The sequence below is a fragment of the Flavobacterium sp. N1736 genome, from assembly GCF_025947065.1.
GTDB lineage: Bacteria > Bacteroidota > Bacteroidia > Flavobacteriales > Flavobacteriaceae > Flavobacterium.
The window spans coordinates 521,909-544,242 of the sequence record NZ_CP109994.1; the positions used below are offsets into that span (position 1 = coordinate 521,909).

Here is a 22,334-nt window from a genome sequence, read left to right on the forward strand (position 1 = left end):
AGGATTAGTTTTCAATTAATAATATAGATTATTTATTATGAAGAAATTTTACAAAATACATTTCTCCGCATTATTTATATTGCTTTGCATATTTAATTCTTACGGACAGGATATTGCTCCGCCGAAAGAATTAAATGCGGCTTCGGGTTCTATTCAAAAAATAGAAGCTTCGGATCGTTGGGTAGATAAATTTTCGAATCAGGATTTAGTAGAATTGCCTGTCGGAATTCGCAATACGGTAAATAATGTTCAATATTCTATTGGAATAACAAAAGCAGTATTTTCATCAGAATATACTACTCTTACCGTATTTTGCAGAGTTGATATTCCTCAAAAAACGGCAGATGGCAAACCAATGCAATTGTTTTTTGGAGCAGATAATGTAAAACTTTCCCATCAGGGCGGAATTATCGGCGAAGCTAAATTAGTCTTATTAGGAAATGTTGATATTCCGTTTAGCGATAATAAATGGCAGTTATCATTGTATGGAGGTTTTGATATGGCAACCGGAAACGTCAACGATTTAACCTATGTAAAAATTGACTGCGATGGTTTTAAAGAAATGAAAATTTCAGGAGCAGTAGAATTTTCCAGAAACCTGATATTACCAATTGATCCGCAGACAAAAACCGTAGATGAAGCAAAAACAACCGTAACCAAAACATATTATAACGGCAAAACAGCCCAGATTCCGAATAGAGTACGAGGAGTATTTAGTTTTACGGCAGGCAATTGGAATGATATTTTGGTGAATGTAAGCCTGCAGCCTTTTGTTTTGAAAGACAAAAGAAACGGAAAAGATTTTGAAGGCAATTTTCAGTTTCTGGTAAGCAATGCAGTTTTAGATTTAAGTGATTTAAAAAATGATCCCACAGTTGTTTTTCCTGAATATTATGCCAAAAACGGACTTTTAACGCCAAGTCAGGAAGCTTGGAAAGGGATATTTATTCAAACTTTTGATGTAGGACTTCCCAAAGAATTTCAAACCACAGATACCGCATCAAGTAAAGAAAGACTTCATATAGGGGCTCAAAACCTTATTATTGATAAATATGGCGTATCAGGAACTTTTTATGCAGATAATGTTTTTCCGCTTGACAGAGGTATAACAAGTCAGGAAAAATCATGGGCATATTCCCTCGATCATATTGATGTCACTATTGCAGCCAATACTTTTGTAAAAGCAAATTTAAGCGGTCAGATTCTTTTACCAATAAGTAAAGCAGCCACAAAGAAAGAAACTCCGACAGCGACAACAAATACTACAGAAAATAATCCGGCAACAGCAACTACACCTCCAAAACAGCCTGAAACCAATAGAGCAGGTTTGTTTTATAATGGATTTATATCCATGCAGGAACAGCAATTGGTCGTTGTAACAAAAGATTCTATAGCTTTTGATATCTGGAAAGCAAAAGCATTATTGTTACCAAATAGTTCTGTCGAATTAAAACTGGTTAATGGCAAGTTTTTACCCAAAGCCAATTTAAACGGATCCGTTTCTTTTGGAACGAATAAAGGAGCCACAGATGATAAAGATGTAGAAGGAAAACGTACCGTTGATTTTAAAGGAATCTCTTTTGAAAACCTGCAATTACAAACCGTTTCGCCAATAATCTCTGTTCGAAATATGGGTTACAAAGGCACCGTTGCGTTTGGTAATTTTCCCGTTTCTATTGGTAATATAAATGTTGCCATTAATGGAAATGATTCGCGAATTGATTTTGATTTAGGAATTAATTTGATGGAAAGCATTGGCGCAGGTGCAACAGCCCGAATTGGGATAAAAGGCAAAATGTATGATGATGGTTACAGGCAGCGAAGCAAGTACGATGGACTTGATTTGTCAGCCATAAATATAGATTGCCAATTTAGTGGATTAACGATTAAAGGAGGTCTTATCTTAATGGAAAAAGACCCTGTATACGGTAACGGATTTAACGCAGATCTTGAGGTTGACGTTGCAGATATTGTCAATGTAAAAGCAAAAGCTATTTTTGGGCGCACTACTTTTAGATATTGGTATTTTGATGCTGCGGTAAAATGGCCCCCAACTCCGGCGCCGTTTATGATTAGCGGTTTTGGCGGCGGAGCCTATTATAAAATGCACAGAAATTCGGATATTGCTATTGGAGATTTCTCCCCATCTGGATTGAGTTATACACCGGATGAAAAAATAAATTTAGGAGTAAAAGCTTTAATTTATTTTCATGTGGGTTCAGAAACGGTTTGTGACGGTGAAGCCGGATTCGAAATTGCTTTTAACTCAAATGGAGGAATCAACAGACTTGCTATTTTTGGAAAAGCAGGCGTTATGGCGAAAATCCCGGGACTTAAAAACGTGAGCGGACTGATGCAAAAAGTAGCGTCAAATGTTACCTCAAAGAAAAGTTTTATGGGAATAACCGAAAGTGATCTTTCCGGTTCATTTGCCAGTAAATATATTCCGGCTGCAAAAGAAGCTATTCCCGGAGATTTGTCAGCCAAAGTTGGAATTAATGTAGCTTCTGCCATTGAATTTGATTTTCAAAATCATTCATTACATGGTACAATGGACGTATATATTAACACACCCGGTAATTTCCTTTCGGGAATAGGAGATGGAGGAAGAGCAGGCTGGGCCGTTTTTCATAAAGATCCAAAAGACTGGTACATGTATATAGGTACTCCGGATGACAGATGCGGCGTGAAAATAGGAGTTGCAGGAATGTACCTAAAAACAACCAGTTATTTTATGGCTGGAACATTACTTCCGGGAAGTCCGCCGCCACCGCCCGTTGTAGCACAAATTTTAGGCGTCGATGCCAAAGAATTAGACTATATGCGCGATGAAAATTCATTAGCAAATGGAGGAGGTTTAGCCTTTGGTGCAAGCTTAGATTTTGATACCGGCGATTTAAGTTTCTTACTATTTTATGCCCGTTTTCAGGCAGGAATGGGATTCGATATTATGCTTAAAGATTATCAGGAAGCCAGATGTTCGAATACAGGTGATCAGGTGGGGATAAACGGCTGGTATGCAAACGGACAATCGTATGCGTATTTGCAGGGAGAATTAGGAATTAGAGTTAAATTATCCTTCTTAAAATTTAAAGTGCCCATTATTTCAGGAGGAGCTGCCGTTTTGTTACAGGCAAAATTGCCGAATCCGGTTTGGATGCGTGGTTATGTCGGCGGAAATATGAATATTTTGGGCGGATTAATAAAAGGGAAATTCCGATTTAAATTTGAACTTGGAGAAGAATGTCAATTTGAAAATGCATCGCCATTAGGCGGAATTAAACTTATTACTGATGTAACACCAAAACAAAGTTCGACAGATATTGATGTTTTTGCAGTACCACAAGCCGCTTTTTCAATGAAAGTAAATGAAGCTTTCATAATTCCTGAAGATACAGGAGATGTTACCTATAAAGTAATACTGGAAAAGTTTAAAGTTTTTGACGGAACAACAGAGATTCCGGGAGTTTTTGAGTGGGGTTCAATGAAAGACAGAGTCAGTTTTGTTTCAACAGATATTTTGCCTCCAAACAAAGAACTTAAAATTCAGGTAGAAGTTAGTTTTCAAAAAATGATAAACGGTGTTTTTCAGCCAATAAAAGTCGATGGAAAAGTAGCGACAGAGTATGAAGAAAGATTATTTACAACCGGAGGAGCGCCAAATTATATACCATTAACCAATGTAAAATATTCTTATCCCGTTGTAGACCAAAAGTATTTCCTGGAAGAAGAATATCCAAAAGGCTATATTCAGCTTAAACGCGGACAGGATTATTTGTTTGAAGATGGCAGTTGGGAAACCAGTATTAATGTAAATGAAGATGGAACTTCAAATATTAAAGCTACAGCATTTAATTATAATACCAGTGCAAACGAAGTTTATTATGACTTGCCGAATATCGATCAGGACAAGAAATATAATTTTTCAATAGTGAGTAATTTAAAACAAACCACGTCGAAAAACACAGCATCAACAACAAAAACAAATACCATTAATAATGATGGAAATGATATACAGATAAAAGAAAATCAGGCAGATGCGTTATCTAAAGCAGAAGGAAGTATAGAGCGATTAACCTACTCGTTTAATACCAGCAAGTATAAAACTTTTTCTTCTAAAATGAATTCAATAAATACCCAAAGTTACAATTTTGGTGTTTTGTATTCAGATGTTATTTATCTGACCAATACCGTTTCCAGTCAGGAAGCATTTGATTTGACAGAATTACAAGGATTGACTTATAGTGATAATAAACCATTGATAAATGCCCAATCTAAACTTAATGACGAATATTATACAACAGATATATTTCCGTATTTGTATAGAGAATATCCGTTAAATGGCGTTTTTGCAATTACAAACAGAGAAGTAAGCGAATTGGGCGTTGTTCCCGCAAAAGCAATTCCGCTTAATGCTTACTATATGACCAGTATCGAAAATAATGTAAACCAAGCGTGGACAAAAGGAAATTTTCCGTTTAAGTACAATATGCCTTTGCTTTACAAACAAGATTGGGTTGATTTGAATAATCAGATTATAAATGCTTATCTAAATGGAGAAACCAATTCAGAGTCGATTGCGAAACGCTTTTTAAATAGTAACTATCAATTTATGAAATACGGAAATTATGAAATAGTGATGAAATACAATTTACCGGGAGACAAACAATCGAATGAGTTTACCTATAAGTTTAAAAACAATAACAATTTTAGATAGCCAACAAGAGAATAAGCTAAATTTAAGAATGAGATGAATAAAATGAACACGAAGATTAAATTTATTTTTATTGTGCTATTGTTTTGCAGTTGTACAAAAAAAGAGTTTTTTGGTTACGTCTATGATTATGATACAGAAGAACCAATTGAAAATGTACATATAGATATAAACGGCAAAACCACTAAAACAGACAGCGTGGGATATTTTTGCATGAAAATAAAATCAAATTCACCATGTAAAATAGTGTTGAAAAAGGAAAGTTACGCAGTTAAAAAAATATATAGAAAACCAGATTCTTTAGGAGAATTTAGCAACAAAAGCTTAAAAGGAAATAAAATTTATCTCTATACAAAAGAAAGTGATTTTTCTAATAAAAGAAGATAATCAAAATTTAAAAAGAGATTTTTTTGCTTTTTAGAATAGGAAATTTAATAAAACCAGACTTATAAGTCTGGTTTTTTATTTAAACAACTGATTCAAATTTATTTCTTTTTTTTCTCTTAGTTTTTTTACTATTTTCAAAAATGCAATAGCCGTAATATAAGCATCGCCTAAAGCAGTATGTCGGTCTTTTTTTGAAATATCAAATTTATCAGCAAGATCATCAAGAGTATAATGGTCTTTTCTTTCAAACAAATGCGATTTTATTAAAGTCTTTTTATATAAATGTGCCGTGTCCAAAGATTTGTTTGGTAACTCAGGTAAACCGTTTCTAATCAATGCTTTATTAATCATTGTAACATCAAAAATAGTGTGATGTGCAATAATAACAGAATCGCCCAAATACGCTAAAAACTGTTGCAAAGCCTCAAATTCATTAGGACGTTTTAAAACAAAATCTTTCAGAATACCGTGAATCTGAGCAGTCGATTTGTCATAATGATCCTGCTGAACATACACTTCAAAACTATCCTGAACCGATATACAATTATTTTGCAATACAAGCGCGCCAATACATAATATTCGGTCATTCTCGTAATCAAAACCAGTAGTTTCAGTATCTAAAACGACAAATCTTGTTTCTTCAATACTGATATTTTCATCGAATAAATTGTCCTCTTTTTTCCAAAAATTAAATAAACCCATATTTATACAACGTTTGAAACATTAAATCTTACACTAATTAATTCCTGAAGTTCCTTGATCGTTTTAAAAGTCCTTTTAAGTTTTATTTTTTCCATTTTGGACAAAGATTCCAAAGCTATAAATTGCCCCGAATCATTATGTAAAAGTCCTTGTTTCGTTCTAAATTTCAATAAAGCTTTAAACGAGTACGAACAAGACAAATATAACTCCCTGTTGTTTGGCTCTAATTCGGCTAATTTTTCAAAACGTTCAGCCGTATTGCTGATACCTTTTACAGAATGGGATAAAATTAAAACACGTGCAGCATCCGTCAGCGGCATTAAAGCACGTCTTTTAATGTCAAAATTATCTTTGTTTGCTCCATCTTGTTCAACCAGAAATTGCCTGAAAAAACCTGTTGGAGAAGGGCTTTGCAATGCGCCGCTTACCAAATGAACATAAAAAATAGGATTCGCTTTTATATTTTCAAAAATAGATTCTGAGAGTTCATTCGTAAGTTCAGTATCACCATAAGTAACACTATAATCGAAGAAAATAAAAGAAAGTAAAACCTCATTTTTCCCGGGATTTGTAATCCAGTGTTTCACCTGACCTTTCCATTCATCAAGACTCAAACACCATTTCGTGTTCGAAGCCATCATTTCGGCAGGACAATAATCGTAGCCAATTTCAAAAAGCCCTTTGTTGACAAGAGCGGCAAATTTTAAAAAATAGACTTTAGTTTCATCCCTAAAAACATCCGAAACATTTTCATATACAATCGCATTATCCTGATCCGTATGCAGCATTTGCTCGCTTCTTCCTTGGCTTCCAAGAGCTAACCATGCAAACTTAACCGGCGGCGGACTGCTCATTTTTTCGATACAAATTTCAATTACGCGAGTGGTGCAGGCCTCATTTAACTCCGTAATAATTTTAGAAATCAATGTCATCGGAATATTTTGATCTAAATATCCCTGAAGCAATTTCATAATTCTGGCACGGATAGGCTTAATTTCTTTTGCTTTTTTAGCCCTTTTCAAAGCTTTTATTAAAACAGCAGGATTATTTCCAAGCGCCACCATTACATCATGTTTCGATAAAATACCAACCGCTTTCGTATTTACCGTTCCGTCTTTAGTAAGACATAAATAGCTGATATTGCTTTTCATCATCGCCATTTGCGCCTCAGTAACCGTCATTTTTTTAGGATACGTAATAACCGGTTTCGTCATAATAGATTCAGCAGTTGTCAGGATCGAAAAATCACCCGTAACAATTTTATTTCGTAAATCCTTATCCGTAATAATACCAATAGGCAGCATTTCGTCTACAATTAAAATTGCTCCCACCTTTTTCTTATTCATGATTTTGGCAACATCTCTCGCTGTTGTCGACGGACTGCAGGTCACAATTTTCTTCGAATATTTGATAGGCTGTAAATCGAAAGAATCTTTGTTTGAATGCAAATTGTCGTGCACCAAATCATCACCGTACAATTTATCCTTGTGAATATCTGAATACGGATTTCGCGTGTTCGAAGCATAGCTTTCAATCAGGAAATTACCAACTGTTCTGTTTTCGAGCGCATAAGGTTTAAAAACAGCAATTGGAATCGCATATAAAATACTTTCTTCATGTGCAACGGCTTCCATAATATAATTTTCCTGTGCCAAAAGCGGACGCAATCCAAAAATATCACCTTCATCACACATGTCTAACACATTGTTTTTAGAACTTTTTTTAAGCGCAATGGCGCCTTTATGAACCACATAAAAAGAGTCGTGCGTTTTATCATTTTCAGCAAAAATAACTGAATCTTTATCTTTGTAAACAATAGAAATTTGCTCAGATAGCTTTTCAAGATCTTTTTGATGCAAAAAACTAAAAGGCGGATAATCCTTTAAAAAGTCAGCAACTCGATGCGAAATCGTATTTTTCATTAGGTTAGATTAAGGTTCTAAAATACTATTTAAAATAGAAATGTAAAAGAAACACCTTTAATTATTTTTGGAAAGGGTTATATAAGGGGCAAAGGTTCATAGGTACAAAGGTTCAAAGTGACAAAGATTCAAAGGTGCAAAGTTTATTCTCATTGTCTGTCATCCCGAGGAACGACCTACGTGGCTAAAAAAACTCAAAATCTACGTGGCACAACTCATAAAAAAAGCCCCAAATCAGGGACTTTAAATATTTAGTTTTCTATAATTAATCAACTTTAAAAACTTTTCCTCGCTGTTTTTCTTCAGAACCAACCATTCCAAATTCAAACGTATACGAATCTTTAGAAGTCGTTAAAATCTTCATGCTGATTGCTTTTTCCTCTGCCATATTTTTCGGATGTTTTTTCTGCAAAACATATTCGCAATCGCTTACCCAGCGAATTGTCGATGTATCTGTTTTTCCTTCAAAAGTTTCAATTTCAATATCGTCTTTACGCTCAAAAAGGGTTGTTTTTTTAACGCCGTTTACTTCAAACTCAAACTTGAATTTTCCGGTTTTAAAATCTTTGCAGTTGTGTTCCGCGTTATAACATGAAAATAAAGTAATTAGCGGTAAAAGGAATATAGTTTTTTTCATTTTTGAGTTTATGTTTTTTAGGAGCTGTTTCCTGCTTTCCATTTCAATCTTTTTATTTTTAAAGAAAAAATAAAAAGGATTTACATTGCAATCAGGGCTAGTGACATACTTAGTGTTATTTTAATCTCTTTAACTCTTCATCGGTAAAGTTCTTAATTTCTTTTTCCTTGGCAAACTTTTCAGCATTATAATTTCCTGATTTATTTCTCGGAATTGATAAACTATCCCAACTGCTATTTTTTAATTGTTTGGCATAAAAAACAATCTGTCCAACGTGATATGGATAATGCGCCAACTGACGATTTATAGCTTCAATAACGGTATGACCTTCATTTCGAATATAAATAATGTCCGAAAGCTGTTCTGATTTTAAGCTGTTTAAAGCGTCAAGAAAACAATCCCAGCCTTTATTCCAGGCAATTAAAACTTCTTCTTTTGACCGTAAATCATTTTCAAATTCAGCATCACGATTACGCCATTCTTTTTCACCATCGGTAGTTAGAAAATCTGTCCAGCGAGACAACATATTGCCCGAAATGTGTTTAATAATAGTCGCAATACTATTGGTATCTTCATTTACAGAAACAAAAAGCTGATCCGGTTCTAATTGATCTACCGCTTTTTCGCCTAACATTTTATAATATAGAAATTGCTTTTTAACGCTTTCTAAATAAGATTCATCAGCTTTCATAAATTTCTATTTTGAGTTTTTTCGTGGCAGCCTTCTTTAAACAATTTTAATATCGTATTTATCTAAAAGTCCCACAATTCCGTCATTCGAAAATTGCGCTTTTCTCATCGGGTTAAATTCCGGATCAATTTTATAATTATAAGCCGTTTTAAAATTTACTGCAGCCAATTGCGTGTCATTAAAAATCGCACCTTCTAAATTGCAATTATCAAAAACCGAACTTGTTAAATTAGTGCCTATAAAAGTAACTTCCCTTACAGAACAATTAATAAACTTCGTTTTTGGCATTTTTTTATTCGAAAATATAGCATAATCCAAAACAGATTCTTCAAAATGAACCTGAAATAAAAAATCATCACATTCATTAAAAGCAATTCCTAAAAGCTTGCAGTTTTTAAAAGTCACATTCTTCAAACTTGTACTGAATAAACTCGTCATTGATAAATTACAATCAATGAATTCGCAGTCTAAAAAAGTATTGTAAGCAAAATTGCTATTAGAAAAATCACAGTTTTTAAAAACACAATCCTCAAACTCCCGATTGTTTATTTTTTTGTCGATGTAAACGACTTTCTCGAATGTTTTTTGAATGTGAATTAGGCTTTCCATGAATGTTTTTTTGGTTTCTGAGCATTGTGACGTACTCGAAGAATATAAATAATCTCTTCCGTTAATTGGTATGAAACAGCATAATCATAAACAGGATAAACTCTAAAACTACCATCATTGCTGGTCTTTTGTTTATCGAGTTTATAAATTTCTGGTTGCGTTTTTAGTATTTCTGTGCTGTCAAAAATAGTGTTAACTACTTTATTATCTGCAATTGTAATTGATTTACTTTCAAAGAAAATGTAAAAATGTATGTCTTCTAATTGATTAAGAGCATTGCTTGACCAAATTATTTTCTTCCCCATTTTTTTGCAATTTCTTTTACTTCATCTTCAGTATAGAAATTACCTTTTTTAATGTTTTCTAAGGCATTTTCGATATCTAAATTATAAGCTGCATCTGAATCAACGGTAGAATTGTTGATTGATTGCAAAAGATGTTTTAATTTTTCTACAAAAGAAGGATCTTTTACTTTATCAATTTCTTGATGAATCCAATTTATTTCTGCTTGTATATCCATGATGAAGAATTTTAGTAAAGATACAAATTAGTCGTTAAACAAACCTTTCATAATGATTTTCAAACCATAAAAAATCAAAAACATGGCACTTAAACACGCCACAATTCCAATTCCTAAAACCAAATAATGCCAGTTTGTATGCTGGTTCATAAAAGCATTATATATTAAGGACGGTCCAATAAATAATAACGGTAATGAACCTGATAAATATTTAACTCCTTTTCCCAGTAATTCTTTATTTGTTGCCATTTTTTTTGTTTTGAAAGTTTCAGGTTTCAGGTTTATTCTTGTCATTTCGACGTGAGGAGAAATCACACTCGTAAATCGACAAAGATTGTAAATATACATTGTGGAGTTTCTTGTGTGATTTCTCCTCACGTCGAAATGACAAACTAATCATCTCACATTTCACAAAAAATCTTTTTACTTATTATAATTATCGACAGCATTTCTCACGCTGCCATATTTTTTTAATAATTCAGAAGCTTCTTCGTATGTAACAGGAATTTCTCCCATAATCATTTTCACGCCGCGATCGACCAATTTAATATTACTCAATTGCATATCGACCATTTTGTTTCCTTTCACTTTTCCAAGCTGAATCATTGCTGCGGTCGAAATCATATTTAAAACTAATTTCTGCGCTGTTCCGGCTTTCATTCTCGAACTTCCGGTAACAAATTCAGGACCAACAACAACTTCAACAGGAAATTGAGCCGTTAAAGCCAAAGGACTTCCCGCATTATTTGTAATACAACCCGTTAAAATATTATTTTGATTGCAAGTTTCTAATCCGCCAATAACATAAGGCGTCGTTCCTGAGGCTGCAATTCCGATAACGACATCATGTTCGCCAATATTATTTGCCTGTAAATCGATCCAGGCTTGTGTTGCATTGTCTTCAGCATTTTCTACGGCACGACGAATTGCAGTGTCTCCACCGGCAATAATTCCGTTTACCAGATCAAAAGGAACACCAAAAGTAGGAGGACATTCTGAAGCATCAACAACGCCTAAACGTCCCGAAGTTCCGGCTCCGATATAAAATAATCGTCCGCCAAGTTTTAATTTCGCAACAACTTGTGCCACTAAAGCCTCGATTTGCGGCAAAGCTTTTTCAACTGCATGCGGAACAGTTTTGTCTTCATTATTGATATTGGTAAGCAATTCATGAACCGACATTTTTTCTAAATGTTCGTATTTTGAAGCTTGTTCTGTGGTTTTTGTAAACGTCATTTTTAGTATAATTGGTCTTGCCCAAAATTAATCTTTTTTATTGCAAATTTGAGAACCTTTTTGAAAGAACTAAAATATTATATTTGTTAAATATTAATACATAAATGGATAAATTAGATTTATTGCAAGGGATTGGCGGCATCTCAGTTTTTGTTTCTTTATTGCTTGCGTTTTTTTTATTAACGGTTAAAACCGAAAATAAATTAGCAAACCGATTGTTTGCATGGTTTTTCATTTTCTCTGCCGTCGATCTCAGCGGATTTTTTATTGATGCCGTAACCCGAACTCAACTTAATTGGGAAATCTTTAGATCGACAGCTTGTTTATTTGGAATGCCTTTGTTTTACCTTTTTGTATTGGCAGTCTGTTATTCTGATTTTAGATTACAGTGGAAACATGTAGTTCATTTGCTCCCTTTTATAGTGGTCAATTTAGTTTTTATTCCAAGGATATATCTTAATCTGGACTCAGATCGAGATAGTTTTCTTTCGACGCTCAATCAATTACCTGAGATTTATTTTATCCAGATTTTAATTGAATTTCAATACGCGTTTTACATCATTAGTGTATTTTTTATTTTGAAAAAGTACAGAGAAATCTATTTAGAAAATTATGCTGATTCGAGTACTGCGACTTATAAATGGCTTTTTCAGATAACATGTGTTTTTCTTATAGCACATTCAATTGTGGCATTAAAAAATTTATTGCGTTATAGCGGTTTCAGAGAAGTATTTCTTTGGGCAAATGTACTTGTAGGAAGCATCGCTTTGTTTATAACGTGCTGGTTTATAATGAAAGCGCTCAATCATCCCGAACTTTTTAGAGGAGTTAATTCTAAATTGAAACTCACAAAAGATATTTTACCGGAAGTTGAAGATAAATCTGCTTCATCAAATGTTCAAAATGAATTGATTTCCGGTCAAATTTCGACATTGAAACAATATATGGCAGAGAAAGAACCTTTTCTGGATCCGTCGCTTACCATTCAGGAACTTGCCAATCAAATTGATATTCCGGTTCGGGATTTATCGGTTTTAATAAATCATCAAATGGATCAGCATTTTTTTGATTTTGTGAACGAATATCGCATTCAAAAAGCGATGCAAATTTTAAAAGACCAGTCTAAAAGTCAGCTTACCGTTTTAGAAATATTATACGAAGTGGGTTTTAATTCAAAATCATCATTTAATACTTCGTTTAAAAAATATACAAATTTAACGCCTACAGCGTACCGAAACGCTTCATAATTAGCGATTTGTAAAAAGTCGTACTTCGAGCCTGATAAAGTCGAACCAATTTCCTAAGGAGAAATTGGTTCGACTTTTTTTTGTCGGTCGAATCCCGAAAATTTCTAAGGCAACTTTGCTTCAAATTAATCGAACAAGTTTAAAATTAGAAATCATGAAAAAAGCAAACCTTCTTATCTTTTTATTATTGCCTTTATTTTGTTTAGCACAAGCAACACCTAAATTAAAAGAGAATACAACAAATCTTAGTGAAGTTGTCATTCAATCTAAGAAAAAAACGATCGAACAAAAAACAGATCGTTTGATTTATCATCTTGAAAATAATGTAACAACGGTTGGCGGCGATGCTTTAAGCGCCATAAATACGGCACCGGGAGTTGTGGTGCAAAATAATACGATCAATATATTAGGAAAAGGGACTTCTCGTGTGATGATTGACGGACGTATGATTGAATTATCCGGTGAAGAATTAAATAATTTTTTAAAATCAATTTCGGCAAGTGATATTAAGAATATCGAAATTATAAGCAATCCGCCTGCAAAATATGAAGCAGAGGGAATTGGCGGATTGATCAATATTATAATGAAAAAAGGTGCGATTGATTCCTGGAAAAACACAACAACAGTGTCTTACGATCAAAATAAATATGGAATTTATACTTTAAGGAATAATTTCTTTTACAATAAAAATAAGTTTAGAATTTCTGCCAGCATCAACGGAAAAACGGGCTATTTAAATGCTACCGATGACTTAAAAATGTATTTTCCCGACGGACTTTCACATATGAAAAGTACAACAAAAGTAAAGAGTGAAAATCTCTCGGGAAAATTGGCTTTAGATTATGATCTTTCTGAACGTACTACAATTGGTTTTCAATATTTAAATGACAGGAACAACCCTGATTTTAAATCGGATATTATAATTAACAAATACAATACCCAAAATCAATTGGATAATATTACGCTGAATAATAGTTTTACGGACAAAGGATCTGGCAATCAAACTTATAATGCGCATTTGATAACCAAATTAGATTCTCTAAAAAGAAAACTTTCATTTGATGTTGACTATTTTGATTACAATTCAAAATTCGACAGAAATTTTATTGCCAATAATTACAGGGCAGATATGACATTTGTTGATGTAAATCAGGCGGGAAGAAATATTTCGAATCAGGATATTGATAACTGGAGTTTTAAGGCGGATATGGAACATCCGTTTCAGGCGGTAAACGTATCGTACGGCGCCAAAATTAGTTTTACAAACAGTATAAGTGATGTGTTTTATTATAATACAAGTACAGGAATTCCGGAATTGGACCCAAACCAGTCTAACCAATTTAAATACACCGAAAATAATCAGGCTGTTTATATTAATGCAGATAAAAAGTTGAATGAAAAATGGAATTTTCAAATGGGTTTACGATTGGAGAATACCAAAACAAACGGATTTTCTGAAACGATGAATCAGGAAACTGAAAATAATTATTTGAAGTTATTTCCAACATTTTATGCTTCCTATCAAAAGAATGAAAACAATACTTTTAGTTTAAATTATGGAAAAAGAATTAATAGACCCCGTTTTGACTTGCTGAATCCGTTTCGTATTTACATTAATAGTAATAGTTATTCTGAAGGAAATCCGTTTTTAAAACCTTCTTTTAGTGATAATTTTGAGTTTGCTCATTCTTATAAAGAAATTTTAAGAACCAGTGTTTTTGTAAATATTGTTACAGACGGTTACGGCGTTTTATTTACCTCAAAACCAGAAACTAATACGCAAATTGTAACGCGTGAGAATTATTTTAAAAACTTAAATTACGGTATTGGAGAAAGTTATTCGGCAAGTTTTGCAGATTGGTGGAAAAGTGAAAATTCGCTATACTTTTTAGGTGCAAAAACTGAATTTATTAAAGATATAAATGCAACGCCGGAAAATAGTCTGCAAATCGATCTTTCGACAAATAATACTTTTGCATTAGGGAAAACTACAAAATTGCAAATTGATTTTTCGTATAGTTCTCCGTTTAAAAGTGGTTTATATGAAATAGGATATACGTCGAGTTTTGATATTGGTTTTAAACAGGATTTATTAAATAAAACGATGCAGATTGCATTTCTGGCAAATGATATTTTTAATTCTTCTTATTTAAAAGATTTTACCTCTGTTGTAAACGGCGTAAAGCAGGTTTACAGTCAAACGGAAAGCAATAGATTTGTACGTTTATCAGTAGTTTATAATTTTGGAAATAAGAAAATCAATGTGAAAGAACGCGCTTTTGGAAATCAGGAGGAGAAAAAGAGAACGGGGAATTAATTAGATAATTAGGGAATTTGATAATTAGAAAATTGAAAGAAGGAGATACGAAAAGTTTTTCTGCTTCTTTCAATTTTTGCATTTTGTCATTTCGAGGAACGAGAAATCACACTTGAAACTCCGTCCAGAATGTGATCAATCTTTGTCGATTATTGGATGTGATTTCTCGTTCCTCGAAATGACAAGATTACAGAGAAAGAATTAATAAAAAGTTGCTGTTTAATTATAAAAAGAATGCCAATAAAATTCCTAATACAATCATAGAAACTTTGGCAACATTAAATTTATGTCCTTCGCTGCTTTCGAAAATAATTGTCGATGAAATATGAAATAAAATACCAATTACGATTGCTGTAATTTCGGTATAATAATCATTTAAGAAAGATAAATATTCAGATGCGATTGTTCCTAAAGGTGTCATGACTGCAAATGTGATCATGAAGGCAAAAATGGCTTTTTTATCTAAACCTGCGTTTATAAAAAACGTGGTTAAGATTACGGCAATCGGTAAATGATGAATCGCAATTCCGACGGCTAAACCATGATGATGGCTTACGGGAAAACCTTCTAAAAAGGCGTGAATGCATAAACTTATAAATAACAGCCACGGAATTTGCGACATTTGTGCATGTCCGTGAACGTGTCCGTGTTCTGCTCCTTTTGAGAAAAATTCCAAAACGATCTGGAATAAAATTCCGACCATTATAAATAACCCAATGTTATGATTGTGAGATTCGTAAACTTCGGGCAATAAATGCATTACGGTTAACGATAATAAAAATGAACCGCTAAATGCAAGTAATAATTTTAGATTGGTTTTGTTTTGAGGTTTTAAAAACAAAGCCACAATATATCCTAAAAGTACAGAAAATAAGGGTAGTAGATAATTCATTTTTGTATTGGTTTAATCGTTGATTTGTTTAATCGTTTTTAGCTGTTTAATCGTTTATTTGTTTAATCGGTTAAACAAATCAACGGTTCAACGATTAAACCTATTTAAAAATCATGATTAATCGTTCGCTTTCGGTTTTATGGAATTTTTTAAGTTTATAATCTCCAAAAATATCCAACAGAAAAATTCCGGCTTCGGCCATTAATTCTTCAAAATCTTTTAGCGTTAAAGCTTTTACTTTTTCGGTAAAATGATAATTTCTGCCTTGATCTTCAAAATCTATTTCTTTAAAAATATGTCCGTCTTCAACATATCTTTTAATTTTAAAATCGATTCCGTCAACTGTTTTTACTTCTTCAGGCACTAATGTTTCGATTACATTTGCCACATTCATAAAATCAATCACGGCAAAACCATATTCAGATAAACTTTCTTTGATGGCTTTTAAGGTTGTTAAGTTGTCATCGTCGCTTTCAAAATATCCAAAGCTGGTAAACAGATTAAAAATAGCATCAAATTTTTCTTCAAAAGGCTCACGCATATCATGCACTTTAAAATGCAGGGTTTCGTTGCTGTTTTTGCTGGCTTCGGCAATGCTGTTTTCAGATAAATCTGCTCCTAAAACATTAAATCCAAGTTGGTTTAAATAAATAGAATGACGCCCTTTTCCACAAGCTAAATCAAGCACTTTTGCTTTTTCAGGCAAATTTAAATAATGTGTCAGGTTATCCATAAAAATCTGAGCTTCGCGATAATTTCTATCCTTATAAAGAATATGATAATAGGGAGTATCAAACCATGAAGTAAACCAGTTTTCGGTATTTCGGTCCTGATTAGGTGTTGATGAGTTGGGTGCTTCAGACATTTATTCTATTTCAATTAATTCAAAGTACCGCAAATTTAGTGTATTTTTGCCGAAAAATAACTATTTCGTGACGATACCTGAATAATCAGATATGTGTTTGCGATCGGAGTTTTTTTTAATACAAAAATAAAGATGGAAGAAAATTTTAGAATGATAGCCAAATGTTTTTTTGGTTTTGAAGAAATATTAGAGAAGGAATTAAGAGATCTTGGTGCTCAGGATGTCGAAAAAGGGGTAAGAATGGTGAGCTTTAAAGGCGATAAAGGTTTTATGTATAAAGCTAATTTATCGTTGCGTACGACACTTAAAGTTTTAAAACCAATTTATTCGTTTAGAGCAAACAATGAACAGGCTTTATATAAAGGAATTTCGGGCGTAAACTGGTCGAAATTATTAAATGCAAACCAAACTTTTGTTATTGATGCAACGGTGCATTCTACTTATTTTAACCACTCTGAGTTTGTTTCTCAAAAATGTAAAGATGCTATTGTTGACCAGTTTAGAGAAAGAACGGGACAACGCCCAAGTATTGATAAAGCTTTTCCGGATTTAAGAATTAATGTTCATATTGATAAAGATCAGGTTTCCGTTGCGTTGGATACATCCGGAAATTCACTGCATCAGCGTGGTTACAGAACGGCAACGAATATTGCGCCAATCAACGAAGTTTTGGCGGCAGGAATTTTATTATTGTCAGGTTGGGAAGGTCAAAGTCACTTTTTAGATCCAATGTGCGGATCGGGAACTTTCCTTGCAGAAGCGGCGATGATCGCTTGTAATATTCCGGCGAATATTAACAGAAAAGAATTTGCTTTTGAAAAATGGAAAGACTGGGATAATGATTTATTTGATCAGATTGTAAATAGTTTAATGAAGAAAACTAAGGAATTTCATTATACTATTAAAGGTTTTGATAAAGCGCCAAGTGCTGTAAATAAAGCCAAAGACAATATTAAAAATGCGAATCTTGATGATTACGTTACGATTTCAGAAGATAACTTTTTTGATTCTGAAAAAGCGGTAGAAGGAAAACTGCACATGGTTTTTAATCCGCCTTATGATGAGCGTTTGGATATTCATATGGAAGAATTCTACAAAAATATTGGTGATACTTTAAAGAAAAGTTATCCGGGAACAAACGCGTGGTTTATCACAGCAAATCTTGAAGCCTTAAAATTCGTAGGATTAAAACCTTCAAGAAAAATCAAGCTTTTTAACGCAAGTCTTGAAGCACGTTTGGTAAAATACGAAATGTACGAAGGAAGTAAGAGAACGAAATTTCAAGTTTCTGAATAGGTACAAAGGAGCAAAGGTTCAAAGCGACAAAGGTTTCCTTAGCGGGTCTAATCTTTGTGTCTTTAAAAACTCAAAAAAAGATAAAACTACAAGTCAATATATAAAAAGTTGCAAAGATTAAAGAAGTGAAGAGAAAACCTCTGTCCCTTTGAACCTTTGCAACTTTGAATCTTAAAAAGAAAAAAATGTCAAAACTACAAATAAGAGCTTTTTTATATCAATTAGGATGTTTCGCGATTCTATTTATTTTAGGTCGTTTTTTAGTGGCAACATATACAGGTTTAACGGGACTTTGGGTTCCGATGACGGCTTTTATTATAGCTACTTTGATTTCGCCTAAATTTCAGGCGGTAAAAACTAAAGATGGGGAAAAGCTATTTATGAAATGGATTTTTATAAAAGGAATTAGAGAAATAGGATAATTTTAGCCACAGATTAAGGATTACATGGTTTTTTTTCACGCAGATTTAGCAGATTTGAGCAGATTAAAATTTAGATAATTATCTGCGTGCATTTGCTTTAATCTTTTTAAATCTGCGTGAAAAATATGTAAGACATTAGGATACATAGATTTAAAACTTTTATTAATTGTACCCAACGGGTAAAAAATGAGTTAATTATGAGGGTAATTGGACTTATAGGCGGAATTAGCTGGGTTTCTACGGCTGATTACTACAGACTTATAAATCATGGAATAAATGAAAAAATGGGAGGTTTGAACTTCTCTGAATGTTTGATTTATTCTTTTAATTATGCTGATATTAAAAAAAATAACGAAAACAACGATTGGGATTCTACTTTCAATATGCTTTTAAAAGGCTGTCAATTTCTAAAGCAAGGCGGCGCAACGGCGATCGTTTTGTGTGCAAATACGATGCATTTTATTGCAGACAGACTTGAAACTGCAATAAATTTACCGGTTATACATATTGCAACTGCAACTGCGGCTGAAATTAAAAAGCAGGGTTTAAAGAAGGTTGGTTTATTGGGAACGAAATTCACAATGGAACTGGATTTTTTTAAAGATAAACTTCTGGCTCAGGGAATTGAAGCAATTATTCCTGATAATGAAGATGATAAAGATTTTATTCACACTACAATTTTTGAGGAATTAGGAAAAGGTCTTGTAATACCTGAAACCAAGAAACGCTATCTGGAAATTGCAGCGCAATTAATAAAAGACGGAGCGGAAGGAATTATTTTGGGCTGTACAGAAATTCCATTAGTGATTTTGCCGGAAGATGTGACCGTTCCTGTTTTTGACACGGCTTTGATCCATTCAAAAGCAGCTGTTGAATTTCAATTGTCTTAAAGAATTAAGTAAAAAAATAAGCCACGAATTCACGAATTAAAACTAATAATTTGTGAATTCGTGGCTTTTATTTATTGGTAAATTATTTCTTAGGGTTGTTCTTTTTAACTTCAGGAACAATTACTTTTTTCTTGTAAATTGGAATAAAATAAGAAACGGTATAATTAAAACCAATTCCAAAATTTCCATCGTATGTTCTGTTGAAACCGGGAATGTAAAGGTTATCAAAACCGTCCGGCGTTTTATTGGCAACCAAAAGTTTTAGCTGAACACCAAAACCAACAAAAAAGTTATTAAAAACCTTCGCTTTTAAACCTGCTGCAACTTCAAGCCATCCTGCGGTAAGTCCGTCGTATTTTTGACCGGATGCAATTGACGGCTGTTCGCCCCAATATGGATTTGCATTATAAATTTTATAACTGTTTAATTGCTGACTAAAAGTACTAAAACCACCACGTAAACCAATGCTTATGATGTTTTCCATATCAAGCCAGTTTTGGTACAAATTGTAATCGAAACCACCCTTAATGTAAGTTCCTGTTGCGGTTGAATTTAATCGGTCATCATCTGTGGTTTTATCTTCAAAACCAAGTTCTGCAGCTATATAATACTTTTTTGTTAAACGGAAATCTCCAACTATTTCAATTCCTTTATAATCTTTATCATAAAAACCACGGGTTAATTTGTACAAATCAACACCTACGCGCAAACCATAACGATCTGTTTTTGGAGGAACAACAGTATCTGTTTTTGTTTGCTGAATTGCGGGTTTTGTTACCGGTTTTGTTTTCTCCTTAGCGATTTCTTTTGTTACTGTCGAGTCCTGAGCCTTAACCAGAAACATTGAAAACAATAGGCAAATACTAAAAATATACTTTAATGTGTGTTTCATTTTCGTATTCAATGTTAAGATTTATTGGATCAATATTCTGCATCCATAAACCGTCTCCGGCAGGATCTGTTTGTTCGTAAGGTTTTAGCGGATCGAGTTTAAAAATAGTTTTAAAACCACAAGCTCTGGATACATAAACGTCTTGTCTGGTATAATTAAATTTTATTTTATCAGTATTTGTTTGAGCTGGATTAACATCTCCTGAATTTAAAATAAAGCTAAAAGTAACCGTATTTGCATCTGTTTTTAAAGGTATACCAATGGAGTCACCGCTTGTTAAATATCTGGTTTCATCATCTTCAAGAGCACTTTCGTTAAAAACTATTCCTTTTGCCTGATCATCTCCAATTACTTTTAATCGGGTCACTTTTTTCTTTACGTTTGAATTATTAATGTCGTAAAACGAAATTATCAATCGGGGAGTGGTTGGCGTACCCGGATCACAAATATCATCTTTCTCGCAACTTGATAAACCAAAAGCAAAGAGTAATAAAAAAGAGATTATTTTTTTCATTTATAATTTTTTGTTATCGAAGTTCTAAAAGTACAACATTTTCAACATGGTGCGTTTGCGGAAACATATCAACCGGGCGAACACGGGTTACTTTGTATTTTTCGTCCATTATAGCTAAGTCGCGCGCTTGTGTAGCCGAGTTGCAGCTTACGTAAACTACTTTTTCAGGAGCAATTTTTAAAATCTGATCGATAACGTCTTTGTGCATTCCGTCTCTTGGCGGATCTGTAATAATAACATCCGGTTTACCGTGTTGGGCAATAAAACTTTCATTAAAAACGACTTTCATGTCACCAACAAAAAACTCGCAATTTGTAATATTATTGCGTTCTGCATTTGCTTTGGCATCTAAAATTGCTTCGGGAACACTTTCTACACCAATTACTTTTTTTGCTTTTTTCGAAACGAATTGTGCAATAGTTCCGGTTCCTGTATATAAATCATAAACAGTTTCGTTGCCTGAAAGTCCGGCAAAATCACGTGTTATTTTGTACAATTCATACGCCTGATCAGAATTGGTCTGGTAGAATGATTTAGCATTAATACTAAATTTTAAACCTTCCATTTCTTCCAGAATATAATCTCTACCTTTATATAGTTTGATATCCTGATCGTAAATAGTATCGTTTTGCTTCGAATTTACAACATATTGCAAGGAAGTAATTTGTGGAAATTTCTCGTATAAATGATCTAATATAAGTTCACGATTTTTTTTGTCATTTTCGAAAAACTGAATCAAAACCATGATTTCGCCGGTAGAAGCCGTACGAATCATAAAAGTTCTCAATAAACCGGATTGTTCTCTCGGATTAAAGAATGCCAGATTGTGTTCGTTTGCAAAATCTCTGATTTCGTTTCTAATTGCATTCGAAGGATCTTCCTGTAAGTAACATTTTTGAATATCAAGAATTTTATCCCACATTTTCGGAATATGAAATCCTAATGCATTTCTGTTTCCTAAATCTTCGGTACTTCCAATTTCTTTTTCGGTTAACCAACGAGCGTTAGAAAACGAAAATTCCATTTTATTTCTATAGAAAAATTGTTTTTCTGAACCTAAGATAGTTTCAAATTCAGGAAGTTCCACTTTTCCAATACGCTGTAAGTGATTTTTTACTTCATTTTGTTTGTAATACAACTGTTGGCTGTATTTCATATTTTGCCATTTACATCCTCCACAAACTCCAAAATGATCGCAGATTGGCTCAACGCGATGTTCTGATAATTCGTGAAATTTTACGGCTTTGCCTTCATAATAAGCCTTTCTTTTTTTGAAAGTCTGCACGTCAACCACATCTCCCGGTACAACATTCGGAATAAATATTACTTTTCCGTCTGGAGCTTTTGCTACTGATACTCCTTTTGCTCCGGCATCAAGAACCGGAATTTGATGAAAGACAACTTTGTCTGTATTTTTTCTTCCCATAGCGCAAAAATAAGGGTTTGTAAACTTTTATAAATTTAATTTTCAAAATATTTTATCAATTTTCTCAATTTATTCAGTTTAATCACGTTTAAAAGGTAACTTTGCGACGCAATAATCCCAAATACTGCATTTTTAACCTATTGTATTGTTATTTT

The 22,334-nt window shown here is 33.3% G+C and carries 21 protein-coding genes; 7 read left to right on the top strand and 14 right to left on the bottom strand.

Annotation, left to right across the window (positions count from 1 at the left end):
- The first annotated feature begins 37 nt into the window (after window positions 1–37).
- Together OLM54_RS02200 and OLM54_RS02205 are read left to right on the top strand one after the other, a co-directional pair.
- Window positions 38–4,717 (top strand): hypothetical protein, encoded by a 4,680-nt coding sequence (locus OLM54_RS02200; protein WP_264536981.1) that lies wholly within the window; start codon window positions 38–40, stop codon window positions 4,715–4,717.
- Between the two features lie 42 nt (window positions 4,718–4,759).
- Window positions 4,760–5,101, top strand: coding sequence for a hypothetical protein (locus tag OLM54_RS02205; protein ID WP_264536982.1), 342 nt, complete (start codon window positions 4,760–4,762; stop codon window positions 5,099–5,101).
- A gap of 75 nt (window positions 5,102–5,176) precedes the next feature.
- Here OLM54_RS02205 and OLM54_RS02210 read toward each other — a convergent pair whose 3' ends face one another.
- From OLM54_RS02210 to murQ, 9 genes are all read right to left on the bottom strand, one after another.
- Complete coding sequence (locus tag OLM54_RS02210) at window positions 5,177–5,803, bottom strand: PolC-type DNA polymerase III (RefSeq protein ID WP_264536983.1); 627 nt, start codon at window positions 5,801–5,803, stop codon at window positions 5,177–5,179.
- 2 nt (window positions 5,804–5,805) lie between these two features.
- A complete protein-coding gene (locus OLM54_RS02215; protein ID WP_264536984.1) occupies window positions 5,806–7,725 on the bottom strand; it encodes a DUF294 nucleotidyltransferase-like domain-containing protein in 1,920 nt (639 codons plus the stop codon).
- Window positions 7,726–7,990: 265 nt separating this feature from the next.
- Window positions 7,991–8,362: a DNA topoisomerase IV gene (locus OLM54_RS02220; protein WP_264536985.1), complete on the bottom strand. Its 372-nt coding sequence runs from the start codon at window positions 8,360–8,362 to the stop codon at window positions 7,991–7,993.
- 115 nt (window positions 8,363–8,477) lie between these two features.
- Window positions 8,478–9,053 (bottom strand): DUF1572 domain-containing protein, encoded by a 576-nt coding sequence (locus OLM54_RS02225; RefSeq protein WP_264536986.1) that lies wholly within the window; start codon window positions 9,051–9,053, stop codon window positions 8,478–8,480.
- Between the two features lie 36 nt (window positions 9,054–9,089).
- Window positions 9,090–9,662: a pentapeptide repeat-containing protein gene (locus OLM54_RS02230; protein WP_264536987.1), complete on the bottom strand. Its 573-nt coding sequence runs from the start codon at window positions 9,660–9,662 to the stop codon at window positions 9,090–9,092.
- Window positions 9,650–9,967, bottom strand: coding sequence for a type II toxin-antitoxin system RelE/ParE family toxin (locus OLM54_RS02235; protein ID WP_264536988.1), 318 nt, complete (start codon window positions 9,965–9,967; stop codon window positions 9,650–9,652). Before OLM54_RS02235 ends, OLM54_RS02230 begins: the two co-directional genes overlap by 13 nt.
- Entirely contained in the window at window positions 9,952–10,182 is a 231-nt protein-coding gene (locus tag OLM54_RS02240; protein ID WP_264536989.1) for a hypothetical protein, read from the bottom strand. Before OLM54_RS02240 ends, OLM54_RS02235 begins: the two co-directional genes overlap by 16 nt.
- 27 nt (window positions 10,183–10,209) lie before the next feature.
- Entirely contained in the window at window positions 10,210–10,431 is a 222-nt protein-coding gene (locus tag OLM54_RS02245) for a DUF6095 family protein (protein ID WP_073393518.1), read from the bottom strand.
- 174 nt (window positions 10,432–10,605) lie between these two features.
- Window positions 10,606–11,418 (bottom strand): N-acetylmuramic acid 6-phosphate etherase, encoded by an 813-nt coding sequence (gene murQ, locus OLM54_RS02250; protein WP_264536990.1) that lies wholly within the window; start codon window positions 11,416–11,418, stop codon window positions 10,606–10,608.
- 104 nt (window positions 11,419–11,522) lie between these two features.
- On the opposite strand from murQ, the gene OLM54_RS02255 reads away from it, so the two are divergent.
- Window positions 11,523–12,665 carry a helix-turn-helix domain-containing protein gene (locus OLM54_RS02255; RefSeq protein ID WP_264536991.1) on the top strand — a complete coding sequence of 381 codons (1,143 nt, stop codon included), beginning with the start codon at window positions 11,523–11,525 and terminating at the stop codon, window positions 12,663–12,665.
- Window positions 12,666–12,819: 154 nt separating this feature from the next.
- Window positions 12,820–14,982: an outer membrane beta-barrel family protein gene (locus OLM54_RS02260; protein ID WP_264536992.1), complete on the top strand. Its 2,163-nt coding sequence runs from the start codon at window positions 12,820–12,822 to the stop codon at window positions 14,980–14,982.
- A 223-nt stretch (window positions 14,983–15,205) separates the two neighbouring features.
- Here the strand turns inward: OLM54_RS02260 and OLM54_RS02265 are convergent, their stop codons facing one another.
- Both OLM54_RS02265 and OLM54_RS02270 read right to left on the bottom strand, forming a co-directional pair.
- Complete coding sequence (locus OLM54_RS02265) at window positions 15,206–15,874, bottom strand: ZIP family metal transporter (RefSeq protein WP_264536993.1); 669 nt, start codon at window positions 15,872–15,874, stop codon at window positions 15,206–15,208.
- Between the two features lie 100 nt (window positions 15,875–15,974).
- Window positions 15,975–16,739 (bottom strand): class I SAM-dependent methyltransferase, encoded by a 765-nt coding sequence (locus OLM54_RS02270; RefSeq protein WP_264536994.1) that lies wholly within the window; start codon window positions 16,737–16,739, stop codon window positions 15,975–15,977.
- Window positions 16,740–16,871: 132 nt separating this feature from the next.
- On the opposite strand from OLM54_RS02270, the gene OLM54_RS02275 reads away from it, so the two are divergent.
- From OLM54_RS02275 to OLM54_RS02285, 3 genes are all read left to right on the top strand, one after another.
- A complete protein-coding gene (locus OLM54_RS02275; RefSeq protein WP_264536995.1) occupies window positions 16,872–18,035 on the top strand; it encodes a THUMP domain-containing class I SAM-dependent RNA methyltransferase in 1,164 nt (387 codons plus the stop codon).
- A 185-nt stretch (window positions 18,036–18,220) separates the two neighbouring features.
- Entirely contained in the window at window positions 18,221–18,457 is a 237-nt protein-coding gene (locus tag OLM54_RS02280; protein ID WP_264536996.1) for a hypothetical protein, read from the top strand.
- Between the two features lie 197 nt (window positions 18,458–18,654).
- Window positions 18,655–19,347, top strand: coding sequence for an aspartate/glutamate racemase family protein (locus OLM54_RS02285; protein WP_264536997.1), 693 nt, complete (start codon window positions 18,655–18,657; stop codon window positions 19,345–19,347).
- Between the two features lie 82 nt (window positions 19,348–19,429).
- On the opposite strand, the gene OLM54_RS02290 is transcribed toward OLM54_RS02285, so the two are convergent.
- The 3 genes from OLM54_RS02290 to rlmD are packed head-to-tail and all read right to left on the bottom strand — an operon-like array spanning window position 19,430 to window position 22,179.
- A complete protein-coding gene (locus OLM54_RS02290; RefSeq protein ID WP_264536998.1) occupies window positions 19,430–20,239 on the bottom strand; it encodes a DUF6048 family protein in 810 nt (269 codons plus the stop codon).
- Window positions 20,211–20,753, bottom strand: coding sequence for a DUF6452 family protein (locus OLM54_RS02295; protein ID WP_264536999.1), 543 nt, complete (start codon window positions 20,751–20,753; stop codon window positions 20,211–20,213). Before OLM54_RS02295 ends, OLM54_RS02290 begins: the two co-directional genes overlap by 29 nt.
- Before the next feature lie 13 nt (window positions 20,754–20,766).
- Window positions 20,767–22,179, bottom strand: coding sequence for a 23S rRNA (uracil(1939)-C(5))-methyltransferase RlmD (gene rlmD / locus OLM54_RS02300; protein ID WP_264537000.1), 1,413 nt, complete (start codon window positions 22,177–22,179; stop codon window positions 20,767–20,769).
- Window positions 22,180–22,334 lie beyond the last annotated feature (155 nt).

Coding starts and splice junctions, on each gene's coding strand:
- OLM54_RS02200 (WP_264536981.1), top strand. CDS start 38: ATGAAGAAATTTTACAAAATACATTTCTCCGCATTATTTATATTGCTT.
- OLM54_RS02205 (WP_264536982.1), top strand. CDS start 4,760: ATGAACACGAAGATTAAATTTATTTTTATTGTGCTATTGTTTTGCAGT.
- OLM54_RS02210 (WP_264536983.1), bottom strand. CDS start 5,803: ATGGGTTTATTTAATTTTTGGAAAAAAGAGGACAATTTATTCGATGAA.
- OLM54_RS02215 (WP_264536984.1), bottom strand. CDS start 7,725: ATGAAAAATACGATTTCGCATCGAGTTGCTGACTTTTTAAAGGATTAT.
- OLM54_RS02220 (WP_264536985.1), bottom strand. CDS start 8,362: ATGAAAAAAACTATATTCCTTTTACCGCTAATTACTTTATTTTCATGT.
- OLM54_RS02225 (WP_264536986.1), bottom strand. CDS start 9,053: ATGAAAGCTGATGAATCTTATTTAGAAAGCGTTAAAAAGCAATTTCTA.
- OLM54_RS02230 (WP_264536987.1), bottom strand. CDS start 9,662: ATGGAAAGCCTAATTCACATTCAAAAAACATTCGAGAAAGTCGTTTAC.
- OLM54_RS02235 (WP_264536988.1), bottom strand. CDS start 9,967: ATGGGGAAGAAAATAATTTGGTCAAGCAATGCTCTTAATCAATTAGAA.
- OLM54_RS02240 (WP_264536989.1), bottom strand. CDS start 10,182: ATGGATATACAAGCAGAAATAAATTGGATTCATCAAGAAATTGATAAA.
- OLM54_RS02245 (WP_073393518.1), bottom strand. CDS start 10,431: ATGGCAACAAATAAAGAATTACTGGGAAAAGGAGTTAAATATTTATCA.
- murQ (WP_264536990.1), bottom strand. CDS start 11,418: ATGACGTTTACAAAAACCACAGAACAAGCTTCAAAATACGAACATTTA.
- OLM54_RS02255 (WP_264536991.1), top strand. CDS start 11,523: ATGGATAAATTAGATTTATTGCAAGGGATTGGCGGCATCTCAGTTTTT.
- OLM54_RS02260 (WP_264536992.1), top strand. CDS start 12,820: ATGAAAAAAGCAAACCTTCTTATCTTTTTATTATTGCCTTTATTTTGT.
- OLM54_RS02265 (WP_264536993.1), bottom strand. CDS start 15,874: ATGAATTATCTACTACCCTTATTTTCTGTACTTTTAGGATATATTGTG.
- OLM54_RS02270 (WP_264536994.1), bottom strand. CDS start 16,739: ATGTCTGAAGCACCCAACTCATCAACACCTAATCAGGACCGAAATACC.
- OLM54_RS02275 (WP_264536995.1), top strand. CDS start 16,872: ATGGAAGAAAATTTTAGAATGATAGCCAAATGTTTTTTTGGTTTTGAA.
- OLM54_RS02280 (WP_264536996.1), top strand. CDS start 18,221: ATGTCAAAACTACAAATAAGAGCTTTTTTATATCAATTAGGATGTTTC.
- OLM54_RS02285 (WP_264536997.1), top strand. CDS start 18,655: ATGAGGGTAATTGGACTTATAGGCGGAATTAGCTGGGTTTCTACGGCT.
- OLM54_RS02290 (WP_264536998.1), bottom strand. CDS start 20,239: ATGAAACACACATTAAAGTATATTTTTAGTATTTGCCTATTGTTTTCA.
- OLM54_RS02295 (WP_264536999.1), bottom strand. CDS start 20,753: ATGAAAAAAATAATCTCTTTTTTATTACTCTTTGCTTTTGGTTTATCA.
- rlmD (WP_264537000.1), bottom strand. CDS start 22,179: ATGGGAAGAAAAAATACAGACAAAGTTGTCTTTCATCAAATTCCGGTT.